The organism is Nocardioides luteus, from assembly GCF_000960475.2.
In the GTDB taxonomy this organism is placed as follows: domain Bacteria; phylum Actinomycetota; class Actinomycetes; order Propionibacteriales; family Nocardioidaceae; genus Nocardioides; species Nocardioides luteus_A.
Window position 1 is genome coordinate 1 of sequence record NZ_JZDQ02000013.1, and the last position, 13,690, is coordinate 13,690.

Consider the following 13,690-nt stretch of genomic DNA (forward strand, 5'->3'; position numbering starts at 1 on the left):
GAGGCGTCACTCCCGTCGGGCGAGGCGTCACTCCCGTCGGGCGAGGCGTCACTCCCGTCGGGCGAGGCGTCACTCCCGTCGGGCGAGGCGTCACCGTAGTGACGTCTCGGCCGACGTACCTGACGCCTCGGCCGACGTACCTGACGCCTCGCCCGACGGGAGTGACGCCTCGGCCGACGTACCTGACGCCTCGGCCGACGTACCTGACGTCTCGGCCGACGCTTGTGACGCCTCGGCGAGGGTGAGGTTCTGGGCGATCAGGGCGGCCATGAGGGCTCGCTGGCGGGCGGGGGTGAGACCGAAGCCGGAGGGGGTCAGGTCGGGGGTGGCCAGGGACTCGTCGATCCCGTGGAGGCGGGCGGTGGCGTGGTTGACGTCGGCGATGGCCTGGCGGAGGTCGGCGGTCGCGGGGTCGTGGACGGTGGGGTCACCGACGAGATTGAGTACGCCGGTGATGCCGATGCGGCGCTCGTCGCCGACCCGGTCCAGGGCTGCGAGCAGGGCAGCGCCTACCGGGCGGAGCGGCCCCAGGTCGGCCGGGAACGGGTAGGTGGCGCGCAGGCGCGAGGGGTTGTAGCGGTAGGCGGTGTTGAGCATGGTGCCGCCGGCGCGCATCGCCCAGACGCGATGGAGGTCGGAGGCGAGGAACGCGTACGCAGCCGCATCCTGCGTCGGGTAGACGACGAGCCCGTTGGAGAAGACGTGGTCTGCACCGACCAGGACCGGCCACAGGTGCTTGCTGTGCTTGCTGAACGCGATGACGTGCGAGAGCTCGGCGGCGTCGCGGTAGAGCTCGTCGACCGGGCTGAGGAAGCCCCACCAGCGCTCCTTGAGCTGGGGATACTTCACGAACTGCCGGCGGCGCTCGGCGCGTACCTTGGACCGCACCCGCCGGGCGAGCGGGCGGTCCTCGGCGAGCTCCTCGAGCCCGAGCTTGCCGACGTCGATCACGAAGCGGGAGGCGGTCGATCCGCACGGGGTCACCAGGTCCTCGCCGCTCAGATAGGGCCGCACCGTGTGCCCGAGCGGCCCGCGGCAGAGGGCCTCCGCCTCGGCCGGTGTCAGGACGAGCGAGCGGCCGAGCACGATCGTGCCCTGGTAGCCGTGCGGCAGCGGGACATCGAGAGCCAGTCGCGCCGGCTCCGGGAGCGAGAACCCGTCCTCGAGCGTCCCGGTGATCGCAGGCACCGAGCGGCCGTCGAGCCAGGCGCTGTCGAGCGGCCGGGTGGTGAGCCAGATCTTCGCGAACCGCACCCCCGCCGTCGGCCACGGGGCCGACCGCTCCGCCCGGGCCACCTGCCAGCCGCGGTCCAGGAGCGCACCGAGGCCGAACCGTGCGGTGTCGCCCTCGCTGATCGAGTCGGTGGTGATCAGCCCGATCTCCCCGCGGCTGAGGGCGGCGGCCCGGAGCAGGAAGTAGATAACGTAGTCGGCCCGCCTCGTCGTGCCCGCGGCGAGCGTGTGCGCGAGGTAGTCGCGCAGCTCCCGACCGATCGCGTCCCGCACCCGCTTGACCCCGAGGTAGGGCGGGTTGCCGACGACCGCGTCGAAGCCTCCGCGCGCCATCACCTCGGGCGCGGCCAGCGCCCAGTGGATCGGCCGGACCGAGGGAACGGGCAGTCGCCGGGCGCGGCTGAGCGCCGCGTACGCCTCCTCGAGCCGTTTCCCCGGCCGACCGCCCAGCGGCAGCGCGACCGCGACCATGGCATCGGCGTACGCCGTCGGGTCGGCCACGCCGGCGGGAAGCTCGTCCGCGTCGACGATCCCGACCAGCGAGTTGCCGCACAGGATCCGGTCGTCGAGGAAGGTCAACGGGAGCGAGGGGTCCTCGCAGAGCAGCCAGAGCGACAGCTTCGCGATGTCGACCGCGACCGGGTCGATGTCGGCGCCGTAGAGGCACCGGGTGACGACCTCGGCCACCGGCAGCCGGCACGACGACGCCAGATAGCGCGCAGAGGCGAGGAGAAAGACCCCGGTCCCGGCCGCGATGTCGACCACGGTGGCGTCCGCGGACGCCACCGGCGCCAAGGCATGGGCGACGACCTCGTCCGCCAGCTCGGGCGGGGTGTAGTGGGCGCCGTTGTCGCGCCGCGAGGAGTCCTCGAGCAGCGCCTCGTAGACGTAGCCGATCTCCTCCAGGACCAGGTCGTCCACTTCGACCTTGTCCTGGAACAGATAGTCCGACAGCAGACGATCCGACGATGAACGGTCGTCGGCACAGGGCAACAGCCCCGCCGCGTCCAAGGCCTCCTCGGTGACCGCCATGCCGCGGGCCTCCGCGAAAGCCGCCACCACCCGGCGCATCACCACAGCCACCGCCGAGGGGCCGCCGCCCAGCTCGGCGACCGCCGACCGCGCTCGACTGCGCAGTGCCCGGGCGGTGATCACAGGATGAACCATAGAACGCCCGCAGGTTCGAGGAGACGAACCGATGATGAAGAGTGGCGGCCCGGGGTGCCCCCGTTCACCACAACGTCACACCGCACGTACAGAATCCGCCGCATGTCCAACGACTCGGAGCGGCTCGCGCCCCTCCTCCACATCCGGCCCGGCACGACACCTCGCGTGGCGATCATCTCGGCGAGCTACGGCGCTGGCCACAACTCGGCCTCCCGGGAGATCGCCCGAGCACTCGGGGAGGCCGGATGTGACGTCGAGATCTTCGACTTCGTCGATCTGATGCCCTGGCGCCTCGGGCACGGCCTGAAGGCCGGCTACAAGATGCAGCTCCAGGTCAGTCCCGACTCCTGGGGCACCACGATGAGCCTGGTCATGCCGGGGCGCCCGCTCCACAGGCTCTTCAACCGGGTCCTCCGCCTCTCCATCCGCAACCTCACCGACGCCATGCACGGCGCCGATCTGGTCATCTCCACCCACCCGTTCTGCTCCCAGGTGATCGGTCACCTGCGCACCACCGGGCAGCTGAGCGTGCCCGCCGTCACCTACCTCACCGATGCCGCCGTCCCGGCGCTGTGGATCAACCCCGGCATCGACCTCAACCTCGCCATCCACGAGGTCGCGGCCCGCGAGGCGCGCATCCTCGGCGGCAAGGCGGCCGTGGTCCAGCCGCTGGTCCCGCCGGGTGCGGCGTACGTCCCCGGCGAGGTCTTCCCCGACCCCCTGGCCGACCTCGACCTGAAGGGCCCGCGGGCGCTCGTCACCGGCGGATCGCTGGGCGCCGGCGCCCTCGAGCAGACCGCCCTCGACATCCTCGAGCACAGCGACATGACCCCGATCGTCCTCTGCGCGACCGACCCCTGCCTCAAGCGTCGCCTGGAGCGCATCCCCGGTGTGGTGGCGCTCGGCTGGCGCACCGACGTACGTGCCCTGATGGCGACCAGCGACTGCGTCGTCCAGAACGCCGGCGGCTTCACCTCCCTGGAGGCGCTGGCCTCCGGCACCCCGGTGATCACCTACCGCTCGATCTCCGGCCACGGCGCCGCCAACTCGGCCAACCTGGACCGCGCCGGCCTGATCCCGTGGGCACGTGACGAGATCGAGCTCGCCAAGCACCTGGTCGTCGCCGCGGAGTCGCCCCGGTTCAACCGACTCGCGCTCGGGGTCCCCGACATCGTCCAGCTCCTCACCGGCAGCCATGAGGAGACCCAGCCGGTTCAGCGGCCCGAGGACAGCCCGAAGAGCCTCGCGGCGTTCTCGTGGAGCACGCCGCGGGCCCAGTCGTCACCGAGCCCGAGCCCCAGGACCCCGTCGACCGCCTCGAGGTAGGGGTAGGGGATGTTCGGGAAGTCGCTCCCGAACAGCACCCGCTCCCCCAGCACCTTCAGCCGCGGCAGCTCCTCGGCCGGGAACGGCGTGGACGCCTCGGTGAAGGCGGTGAAGGCCATGGTGGTGTCCAGGTGCACGTTGTCGTACTTCTCCACCAGGTCGAGGAAGCGCGCGTAGTCCGGCAGCCCCATGTGGGCCACGATCAGCACCAGATCGGGATAGCGCCCGAGCAGCGCCTCCATCCCGGCCGGCCCGGTGAACCGCCCCGGCGCCGGCCCGTGGCCGGAGTGGATCACCAGCGGCGTACGCGACTCCGACAGCACCTCCCAGACCGGGTCCAGCAGCGGCGAGTTGGGGTCGTAGTCACCGACCTGGACGTGCGCCTTGAAGATCCGCGCCCCCGCCTCGACCGCCTCGCGCACGTAGTCGCCCGCACCGGGCTCCGGGTAGAACGTCGCCGACTGCAGGCAGTCCGGCTTGTCCGCCGCGAACTCCGCGCCCCACTCGTTCAGCCACGCCGCCATCCCGGGCTTGTGCGGATAGGTGAGGGCCGAGAAGCGACGTACGCCGAGATCCCGCAGCACCCGGAGCCGCTCCTCCTCGGAGTGCCGGTAGGCGATCGGCCACGCCCGGCCGGTCAGCGGCCCGGCCGAGTCGAAGTAGGCCCACACCTTGTCGAGCATCCGCTCGGGCAGGAAGTGGGTGTGTACGTCGAAGATGCCGTCCAGACCCAGCGCGTCGAGCCGCGCGCGGATCTGCGCGGGCTCGTCCGGGGCGATGGTGACCGTCGGATGATTCACGACAGCCGAACCTACCCGGCGGACGCAGTTCCCGAGGCCATCGGTGCGGCGAACGTCTCGGCGATCGCCTGAGCCCTCCCAGGGATCTCGTCCGCGGTGAGCCCCCAGGTGCCCTCGGCGAAGCGCCGGGCGAGCTTCGCCAGCGAGTCGGCGCCTTCGTTGAGCGCCTCGCCGACGTGGCCGCGCACCCACTCGAACGAGAGTCGCTCGGACTCGCGGCACAGGTCGTCGTGCATGCGGGTCAGGCCGGCGAGCTCGGCCCGGTGCTCGGTCTCGTAGCCCTTCGGCATCGACTCCTCTCCGCGGAGCCAGTCCTCGATCAGCGCGAGCGCGACCCGCGAGTCGGTCCGGATGGTCAGCGTGCGACGCGGCAGCGCGCGCACCGCCTCCGCGATCGCCTGCAGCTCGGCCAGGACCACCAGCGAATGCGGGTCCCGGATGCGGGCGTTGGGCACCTGCCGGCCGAAACCGTGCTGGCCGTCGCCGGCGAGCCAGCCCCAGCCGATGAAGCCGCGGTGCGCCGAGCCGTCGGTCGCCACCACCAGCGGTGGCAGCGGGCCGGCCCGGTGAAGCGCCATCGCCTCGACCGCCGCCGCACGGATGTCGGCGTCCTCCTCGACGAACGGCACCACGGTGACCCCGGGATAGGCGTCCGCGATCTCGTCGGTCAGCATCCAGAACCGCGAATTGGACGGCAGCGCGACCACGATCTGCACCGGAGCGATCTCGACGAGCGAGTCGTACGCCGCCCCGACCGCCGCGATGATGGCGTCCTCGGTCCCGCGGGCGCCCAGCGACCCCGCCGACGACACCTCGGGACCGACCAGGACCCAGTCCCAGCTCTCGGCGTCGCTGCGCTCCTTGACCACGATGAAGCAACGCATTGCAGACCTCCTGACCCGCCCGAACAAGTCGGTCTCGACGTTACCCGGCGGTGCCTGAGAAGGAGCCTGCGGCGTCAGGATCCGGACACCGAGCCCAGTCGGGTCGTGAAGCCGAGAGTGACCTATGGACCACTCTCGGCTTCACGACCCCTGCTGCTCGACGGCCGGGCTCACTCCCCGCCGGCGTAGAGACCGTCGATGACGTCGGCGTACTTCTTGCTCACCACGCGCCGCTTGAGCTTCAGGGTGGGGGTGAGCTCCTCGGACTCGGCGGTCCACTCCTCGCCGAGCAGCTCGAAGGCCTTGACCTGCTCGGGGCGCGAGAGCCGGGCGTTGGCCGCCTCGACGGCCTGGCCCACCGCACCCCGGATGACCGGGTGCTGAGCCAGCTCGGCGAGCGAGCCGGCCTCGACGCCGAGCTTCTGGGCGACCACGGGAGCGATCTCGCCATCCAGGGTGAGCACGGCGACGACGTACGAACGACCGTCACCGACCACCATCGCGTGGCCGACGAGCGGGCTCTCCTTGAGGAGGTTCTCGATGTTGGACGGGGCGATGTTCTTGCCCGCGGAGTTGATGATCATCTCCTTCTTGCGGTCGACGACGCTGAGGAAGCCGTCCTCGTCGAGCGAGCCGATGTCGCCGGTGTGCAGCCAGCCGTCGGCGTCGAGGAGCGCCGCGGTCGCCTCCGGCCGGCGTACGTAGCCAGGCGTCGTGATCGGCCCGCGGAACAGGATCTCGCCGTCATCCGCGATGCGCACCTCGATCCCGGGATGGGGCCGGCCGACCGTGCCGAGGCGGAAGCCCTCGGGCCCGTTGGCGGTCGCGGCGCCGGTGGTCTCGGTCATCCCGTAGACGTCGTAGACCTTGATCCCGAGCCCGGCGAAGAAGCGGGCCACCTCGATCGGCATCGGCGCGGCCGCACTGGCCGCCCACTCGACGCGGTCGAGGCCGAGCAGGGCGCGCATCGTCGAGAGGACGGCCGCGTCGGCCTGCTCGTACTGCGCCTGCAGCTCGGGCGAGGTCGTCTGTCCGGTCTGTTGCGACTCGACGTAGGCGAGGCCGACCGCCATCGCCTTCTCCACGGCCTCACGCTTGGCCTCGTCGGTCTCGGCGGCGAGCAGCGCGGTGACGCCGGTGCGGATCTTCTCCCATACCCGCGGCACCCCGAAGAAGCTGGTCGGGTGCACCTCCTGGAGCGTGCCGAGCAGCAGTGACGGGTCCTGGATGAGGTAGACGTGGCCACCGTTGAACTGCGGGATGTAGAGGCTGAGCACCCGCTCGGCGATGTGGGCGAACGGCAGGTAGGAGACCAGCACGCCCGGCTCCTCGATCCCCGAGGTCGACAGCGAGCTGGTGGTCTCGAAGACGATGTTGCGATGGGTGAGAACCACGCCCTTGGGCTGCCCGGTGGTGCCCGAGGTGTAGAGCATCGTGACGGTGTCGTCCGGGGTCACCGCCGCGCTGCGGGCGGCCAACTCCTCGCCGACCCCGGCGAGCGCCGCCGCACCCGAGGCGATGAAGTCGTCCCATGCGACCGCCCGCGGGTCGTCGGCCACCGCGGTGTCGATGGTGACGACCCGGAGGATCTCCTCCCGCTTCAGCCCGAGCGCCCAGCGGGCGACGTGGTCGTCGGTCTCCAGCACCACGATCCGCGGGTTCGCGTGCTCGGCGACGTAGCCCACCTGGTCGGGCGCGAGGGTGTTGTAGATACTGATCGGCACACCGCCGGCGAGCACCGCGGCCAGGTCGGCGAGGATGTGCTCGATGCGGTTGGCGGCCATGATCGCGACCGACTCCCCCGGCTGGAGACCTGCGGCGATGTAGGCGGCGGCGAGCTCACGGGCGCGCTGGTACAGCTCGGCCCAGGTCAGCGTGCGCCAGCCCGTACCGTCGGCGGTGTGCCGGTCGGAGAAGGCCGGCTCGGCGCCGCGTTCGGCGACCACCTTCGCGAATACGTCGACCATGGTCTGGTCGCCGATCTGGGACTCGAGGGCGGCGCGGTCGGCAGGGACGTCGGGCATCGGGGCGCTCCTTCGTTGGTCTGTGACTCGGGTCACAAGTATGTGCCTCGACCGTAGGGAGGTGTCGCAGCCGACACAAGAGCCCGTCCGCGCTATTCGGCAACAGGTTCCACTCCGCAGGTCTTTCCACTCATCGGAAGACCGCGCTGGCGGCGGCCGCCGGAACAGGAGTTGACTCGCTCCATGGCAGAAGAACGTACGCAGGTTGTGATCGTCGGCGCCGGCCCCGCGGGGATGCTGCTGAGCCATCTCCTCGCCGCCGACGGGGTCGACTCGGTCGTGGTGGAGACCCGGTCCGAGGAGTACGTCGCGGCCCGGATCCGCGCCGGCATCCTGGAGCAGTCGAGCGTCGACCTGCTCACCGAGGTCGGCCTCGGTGACCGGCTCGTCCGCGACGCCGACAAGCACAGGGGCATCTATCTTCAGTGGCCCGAGGAGCGCCACCACCTCGACTTCGTCGACCTGGTCGGCCGGGCGGTCTACGTCTACGGGCAGACCGAGGTGCAGAAGGACCTGATCGACACCCGGCGTGCCGCCGGGCAGGTCGTCCACTACGAGGTCAGCGACACCGCCCTCCACGACATCGAGTCCGACCGGCCCTCGGTCACCTTCACCGACGCCGACGGGGTCGCCCGGCGGATCCGGGCGGACGTGATCGTCGGCTGCGACGGCTCCTTCGGTCCCAGCCGCGCCGCGATCCCGGCCCGGGAGAGCTGGGACCGCACCTACCCCTACAGCTGGTTCGGCATCCTCGCCGACGTCGCGCCCTCGACCGACGAGCTGATCTACGCCTGGCACCCCGACGGCTTCGCGCTGCACTCGATGCGCTCGGAGAGCGTCTCCCGGTTCTACCTGCAGGTGCCGAACGGCACCGACCCGGCGACCTGGTCCGACGACCAGATCTGGGACGCGCTCGCCACCCGGCTCGGCCACGGCCAGAACGGCTGGACGCTGCAGCCCGGGCAGATCACCGACCGCAGCGTCCTGCCGATGCGGTCCCATGTCTCCACCCCGATGCGTCACGGCCGCCTCTTCCTGGCCGGCGACGCCGCACACATCGTGCCGCCGACCGGCGCCAAGGGGCTCAACCTCGCGGTCGCCGACGTCGCGCTGCTGGCGCCGGCACTCACCGCGCTGCTCAAGGGCGACCCGCGGCTGGCCGACGACTACTCCGACACCGCGCTGCGCCGCGTCTGGCGCTGCACCCACTTCTCCTGGTGGATGACCACGATGCTGCACACCGCCGAGGACCCGTTCGACACCCAGCTCCAGCTCTCCCAGCTGCGCTGGGTGACGTCCAGCGAGCACGCTGCCGCCGGGCTCGCGGAGAACTACGCCGGGCTGCCGATCGGCTTCTGAACGGCGGCCCCGTGGGCGCGGTCAGCCGAGCACCGCGCCCACGCCGAACTCATCGAGATCCCGGCCGACCACGACCAGGCCGGAGAAGTTCTTCTGAGCCCGGTGGAACTTGTGCTCCGGCCAGTTGGCGGGCACCAGGTGGTTCAGCACGAGCGTGCGCACGCCGGCCGCCTCCGCGATCGGTCCCACCTCGTCGATGGTGGTGTGAGCGCTGATCAGGTGCTGGAAGCGGCCCTCGGCCGAGGTGTCCCGAGGCTCGGGGAAGATCTCTTCCGCCCAGTCCCGGTCCATGACCTCGTGCACGAGGATGTCGGCGCCCTGTGCCATCTCGACGAGGTTCTCGCTCGGCGAGGTGTCGCCGGAGAACACGATCGTCCCGTCGTCGGTCTCGAAGCGGAACGCGAGCGCAGGGAACACCGGAGCGTGCTGAACCAGCGTGGCCGAGACCCGGACACGATCGTCCTCGTAGAACGGCACCGGACTCATCCGGGGATGCGGGTTCCCGTTGGGATCAGCGAGGTAGCGCTCAGGGATGGGGACGTCATGCCCGGAGACCAGGGTGGACGGGGGTGGTTTGCGGGTGTCGAAGACCCGATCGTTGATGTCGGTCGCGTAGGCCCTCATCATGAGGTCGACCATCTCGGCCGTTCCCGGCGTCGGGTTGTCCGGCGCCGTCACCGGCGGGTCCGGTGGCGGGCCGAAACGGGGAGGAAGCGTGCCCCGGTCTCCGGGCCCCCACACCTGCACCGGTGACGTCACCCGCGCCAGACCGTTGGACAGCCCCTCGATGAGCAGGTTGTTCAGGTCGATGGTGTGGTCGGAGTGCAGGTGGGTCAGGAAGATCGCGCGCAGGGCATCCAGCGGACCGTCCGTGTCATGGCTCCAGTTGCCGAGCTCGGCGTCCCGCGCCTGACGGCCCACACCGTGCCCGGCGTCCACGATGTAGTAGCGGTCGCCGACGGCCACCGCCGACGCCACGCCCGCCCGGTCGGTTCCCGGCCACCAGGGCGGACCTCCGGATGTGCCCAGGAGGATGAGCCGGGTGCGCCGGCCCGCCCCGAACTTTCGCGCGGCAGGAGTGGCACCTGTGGCGGAGGCGGGCAGTGTGCCCGTCCCCGCGAGGACCCCGGTGGCACCGGCGCCGGCGAGCAGCAGCCGCCGGGAAACGCCGGAGCCGGGCGTCGATCCGGCCGGCCTCTTCGGAATGTTCATGCATCAGATCTTGCGGAGGAGGTGATCCGGGTCACCAATGCCAAAGCGGTGTGCGATATGTGCGCCTACGCATGGGGGAGGTTGTCAATATGTCCCGCCGGTAAGGGGATCCACGCCAGGCAGCGCCGTCTGCGCGGCGCCCTCGAGCTCCGTGGCGATGATCCCCGCGGTGGCGGTGAGCGCGTCGACCAACAGGCGTGCTTCCCGGCTGACCGATCGGTCCGCGGGCAGCGTGACGCCGATGGCGCGGGGGACCGTGTCGAGCCGGAGAGGCAGCATCTCGAGAAGCTCGTCGCGTACGCCGATCAGCATCGGCAGCGGAGCGATCGCCTCCGTCTCCAGGAGCATCGCCCGGGTGGTGAGGAGGGTGGAGCACTCGGTGATGTCGCGCGGCGGGCCGAGGCCCTCCCGCGCGAACATGTCGTCGAGCTCGGCCCGCAACGTGCTGGGCTGCAGCGGCAGGATCCACGGGTAGGACTGCAGGTCGGCGAGCCGCTGCGGCGCTGAGACGAGTGCCGGGTGGCCACGACGTACGACCGCCCGCACCGCTTCGTCGTAGAGCCGGATGTGATGGAGCGCGCCGCGGTAGGTGCCGGGATCCAAGCGTCCGACGAGCAGATCGACCTCGCTGCGATGGAGGCTTGTGGTCAGCTGCTCCGCGGTGCCCTCGACGACCGAGACCGTGATGTCGGGGTGGGACCGTTTCAGCGCGACCACCGCACGAGGGAGCAGGGCGTAGGCGCCGGCCAGGTTGGTGCCGACCCGGAGCGGCCGCGCGCCACCCTGGAGCACCTCCTCGATCTGCTCGGAGGCCCGACGGAGGTTGCCGAGCGCGGACCGTGCCTGCTCGATCAGGATCTCCCCGGCCGGCGTGGGCGATACGCCTCGAGGTCCGCGCACGAAGAGCTCGGCACCGACGAGATCTTCGAGCTCCCGGACGCTTCGGGTCACGGCCGGCTGGGAGACGTAGAGGTTCTCGGCGGCGCCGACGAACGACCCCTCGTCGGCGATCGTGGTGAGCAGGACGAGATGGCGCAGCTTCAGCTTGCCGCCGAACAGTTGCTGGGTCTGCACGATGGAACCTCTCGCCGACGACGGGCGGCCATCGTAGATCGCTTATACCGGATTGCCTAGATATATCTTTTTCGCAATACCTGGCCTCGGATTGGCATTGGTGGTGTTCCTCTCGGCGGCAGCACGATTCTGGCATGCACCTCTCGTCTACCCCGGCCCGTACGCCGTCGGATCTGGCCGTTGCCGTCGCCTCGGGCGCCGTCACGGTCGTGGATCTGACCGCAAAGCTCTCGGCCTCCACACCCGTGTTGCCCCTGCCCGAGGGGATGGCCCCGATCCCCCGCTTCGAGCTGGAGGAGCTGGCGAAGTACGACGAACGGGGCGAGACGTCCTACCAGAACGGCATCCACACCGGCGAGCACGTCGGCACGCACTTCGACGCCCCCTGCCATTGGGTCACCGGCGTCGAGCACGGCGACGTGTCGCAGGTGCCGCCGGAGCGGCTCGTCGGGCCCGCCGTGGTCATCGACAAGACGGCCGAGGTCGCGGAGAACGCGGACTACCTGCTCACCATCGAGGACGTCCAGGCGTGGCAGCGGGAGCACGGACCGCTCCCGAAGGGCTGGCTCCTCTACCGCACCGGCTGGGGCGCCCGGTCCCACGACCAGGAGCTGTTCCTCAACGCTGACGGCGAGGGCCCGCACACACCGGGCGTGACCCCCGAATGCGCGAAGTGGCTCGCCGAGGAGACCGACATCATCGGGTTCGGTGTCGAGACGGTGGGCACCGACGCCGGGCAGGCGTTCGGCTTCGAGCCGGCCTTCCCCGTGCACAGCTACCTTCTCGGTGCCGGCAAGTACGGCATCACGCAGCTGCAGAACCTGGCGCTGATCCCGCCCACAGGCGCCCTGATCGTGGTCGCGCCCCTCCCCATCGTGGGCGGTTCGGGCAGCCCCGCACGCGTCCTGGCGATGGTCCCGGCTGCAGGCCAGGAGGTGGACTGATGCTGGTACGTGATGCGATCGGCGAGGTGCTCGCGGATCTCGGTGTCCGGACCGTGTTCGGCGTGGTCGGCAGCGGAAACTTCCACTTCACCAACGCACTCGTGGAGCGTGGGGCACGGTTCGTCCCGGCCCGGCACGAGGGCGGCGCCGCCACCATGGCGGACGCCTACGCCCGGATGTCCGGCGAGGTCGCGGTGCTGTCGCTGCACCAGGGGTGCGGCTACACCAACGCGCTCACCGGGATCGTCGAGGCGGCGAAGAGCCGCACGCCGTTGCTCGTGCTGACCGCGGAGGCGACCGAGCCCACCTCGAACTTCTTCATCGACCAGGCCGGCATGGCCGAAGGCGCCGGTGCCCTCGCCATGCGCGTCCGGTCGCCGCAGACCGCCCTGGTCGACGTCGCCCGTGCCTTCGCGGCCTGTCTGCACCAGCAGCGGACCGTCGTACTGAACGTACCGATCGATGTGCAGGACATGGAGCTGCCCGCGGACGCGGCGCGACGCACGTACGACGCCGTGGGACTGCCGCAGCCGGCGCCCGAGGACGTGGCCCGGTTCGTCGAGCTGATCCGGTCGGCGCAGCGGCCGGTGTTCGTGGCCGGGCGCGGTGGCCGGGCCGAGGGCGCGAAGGAAGCGCTCCGTGAGCTCGCGACCGCGTCGGGGGCCCTGCTGGCCACCTCCGCGGTCGCCCGCGGCCTGTTCAACGAGGATCCGTGGGGCATCGACGTCTCCGGGGGGTTCAGCTCGCCGCTCTCGGCCGAGCTCATCGCCGAGGCCGACCTCGTGGTCGGGTTCGGCTGCGCGTTGAACATGTGGACGATGAGGCACGGGAGGCTCATCGGTGATCAGGCCAAGGTCGTCCAGGTCGACGTCGACCCGCAGGCGATCGGCCGGAACCGCGACGTGGACCTGGGCCTGTGGGGCGGCGTCGCCGAGACGGCTCGCGCGACCACCGCGGCCCTTCGTGCGACACAGCCCGGCGATCGCACCGGCTACCGGACGCCGGCGGTCGGCGACCGCATCCGCTCGTCCCTGCGCTGGACCCAGGTCGACTTCGACGATCAGTCGGGCGATGGTCGGATCGACCCGCGGACCCTGTCGCTGGAGCTCAACCGGCTCCTCCCGGGCGAACGGATCGTCTCGGTCGACTCCGGGAACTTCGTGGGCTATCCCAGCATGTATCTCGACGTACCGGACGAGTTCGGCTTCTGCTTCACCCAGGCGTTCCAGTCCGTCGGGCTGGGCCTGGCGACGGGCCTGGGAGCGGCGCTCGCGCAACCCGGCCGGCTCCCGATCGTGGGTGTCGGTGACGGCGGGTTCCTGATGGGCATCACCGAGCTCGAGACGGCCGTCCGGCTCGAGATCCCCCTTCTCGTCGTCGTCTACAACGACGCGATGTACGGCGCCGAGGTGCATCACTTCGGGTTCGACGGCCCCTCCCTGGACACCGTCGTCTTCCCCGACAGCGACCTCGCCCAGATCGCGCGCGGCTACGGGTGCGAGGCCATCACGGTCCGGGAGACCGCGGACCTCGCACCGGTCAAGGACTGGCTGTCGTCAGAGTCGACCCGGCCGATGGTCATCGACGCCAAGGTGCTCTCGCGTGAGGGCTCGTGGTGGTTGCAGGAGGCGTTCGGCCACTGAGCCGGACGCGAGGTCTGGAGGACA

At 70.8% G+C, this 13,690-nt stretch carries 10 protein-coding genes; 4 read left to right on the forward strand and 6 right to left on the reverse strand.

The features are described from left to right. Positions 1–90: 90 nt before the first annotated feature. Positions 91–2,388, reverse strand: coding sequence for an Eco57I restriction-modification methylase domain-containing protein (locus UG56_RS10645; protein ID WP_052693449.1), 2,298 nt, complete (start codon positions 2,386–2,388; stop codon positions 91–93). A 114-nt stretch (positions 2,389–2,502) separates the two neighbouring features. Here UG56_RS10645 and UG56_RS10650 point away from each other — a divergent pair, with 114 nt between their 5' ends. Next, complete coding sequence (locus UG56_RS10650; RefSeq protein WP_256206548.1) at positions 2,503–3,726, forward strand: MGDG synthase family glycosyltransferase; 1,224 nt, start codon at positions 2,503–2,505, stop codon at positions 3,724–3,726. Here the strand turns inward: UG56_RS10650 and UG56_RS10655 are convergent. From UG56_RS10655 to UG56_RS10665, 3 genes are all read right to left on the reverse strand, one after another. Further along, a complete protein-coding gene (locus UG56_RS10655) occupies positions 3,615–4,526 on the reverse strand; it encodes an amidohydrolase family protein (protein WP_218145189.1) in 912 nt (303 codons plus the stop codon). The genes UG56_RS10650 and UG56_RS10655 overlap by 112 nt on opposite strands. Before the next feature lie 11 nt (positions 4,527–4,537). Then, on the reverse strand, positions 4,538–5,410 hold the full coding sequence (locus UG56_RS10660) for an RNase H family protein (RefSeq protein ID WP_052693448.1): 873 nt from the start codon (positions 5,408–5,410) through the stop codon (positions 4,538–4,540). A gap of 170 nt (positions 5,411–5,580) precedes the next feature. Continuing rightward, complete coding sequence (locus UG56_RS10665; protein WP_045548335.1) at positions 5,581–7,434, reverse strand: AMP-dependent synthetase/ligase; 1,854 nt, start codon at positions 7,432–7,434, stop codon at positions 5,581–5,583. Between the two features lie 183 nt (positions 7,435–7,617). Between UG56_RS10665 and UG56_RS10670 the strand changes: the two genes are divergently transcribed. Then, a complete protein-coding gene (locus UG56_RS10670) occupies positions 7,618–8,793 on the forward strand; it encodes a 4-hydroxybenzoate 3-monooxygenase (protein ID WP_045548334.1) in 1,176 nt (391 codons plus the stop codon). 21 nt (positions 8,794–8,814) lie between these two features. Here UG56_RS10670 and UG56_RS10675 read toward each other — a convergent pair whose 3' ends face one another. Continuing rightward, on the reverse strand, positions 8,815–10,005 hold the full coding sequence (locus tag UG56_RS10675; protein WP_218145190.1) for an MBL fold metallo-hydrolase: 1,191 nt from the start codon (positions 10,003–10,005) through the stop codon (positions 8,815–8,817). An 84-nt stretch (positions 10,006–10,089) separates the two neighbouring features. Then, positions 10,090–11,079: a LysR family transcriptional regulator gene (locus tag UG56_RS10680; protein ID WP_045548333.1), complete on the reverse strand. Its 990-nt coding sequence runs from the start codon at positions 11,077–11,079 to the stop codon at positions 10,090–10,092. Between the two features lie 134 nt (positions 11,080–11,213). On the opposite strand from UG56_RS10680, the gene UG56_RS10685 reads away from it, so the two are divergent. Further along, the gene (locus tag UG56_RS10685) at positions 11,214–12,023 is read left to right on the forward strand and encodes a cyclase family protein (RefSeq protein ID WP_045548332.1); all 810 of its coding nucleotides are present in this window, start codon (positions 11,214–11,216) and stop codon (positions 12,021–12,023) included. Beyond that, on the forward strand, positions 12,023–13,666 hold the full coding sequence (locus tag UG56_RS10690) for a thiamine pyrophosphate-binding protein (protein WP_045548331.1): 1,644 nt from the start codon (positions 12,023–12,025) through the stop codon (positions 13,664–13,666). Before UG56_RS10685 ends, UG56_RS10690 begins: the two co-directional genes overlap by 1 nt. Positions 13,667–13,690 lie beyond the last annotated feature (24 nt).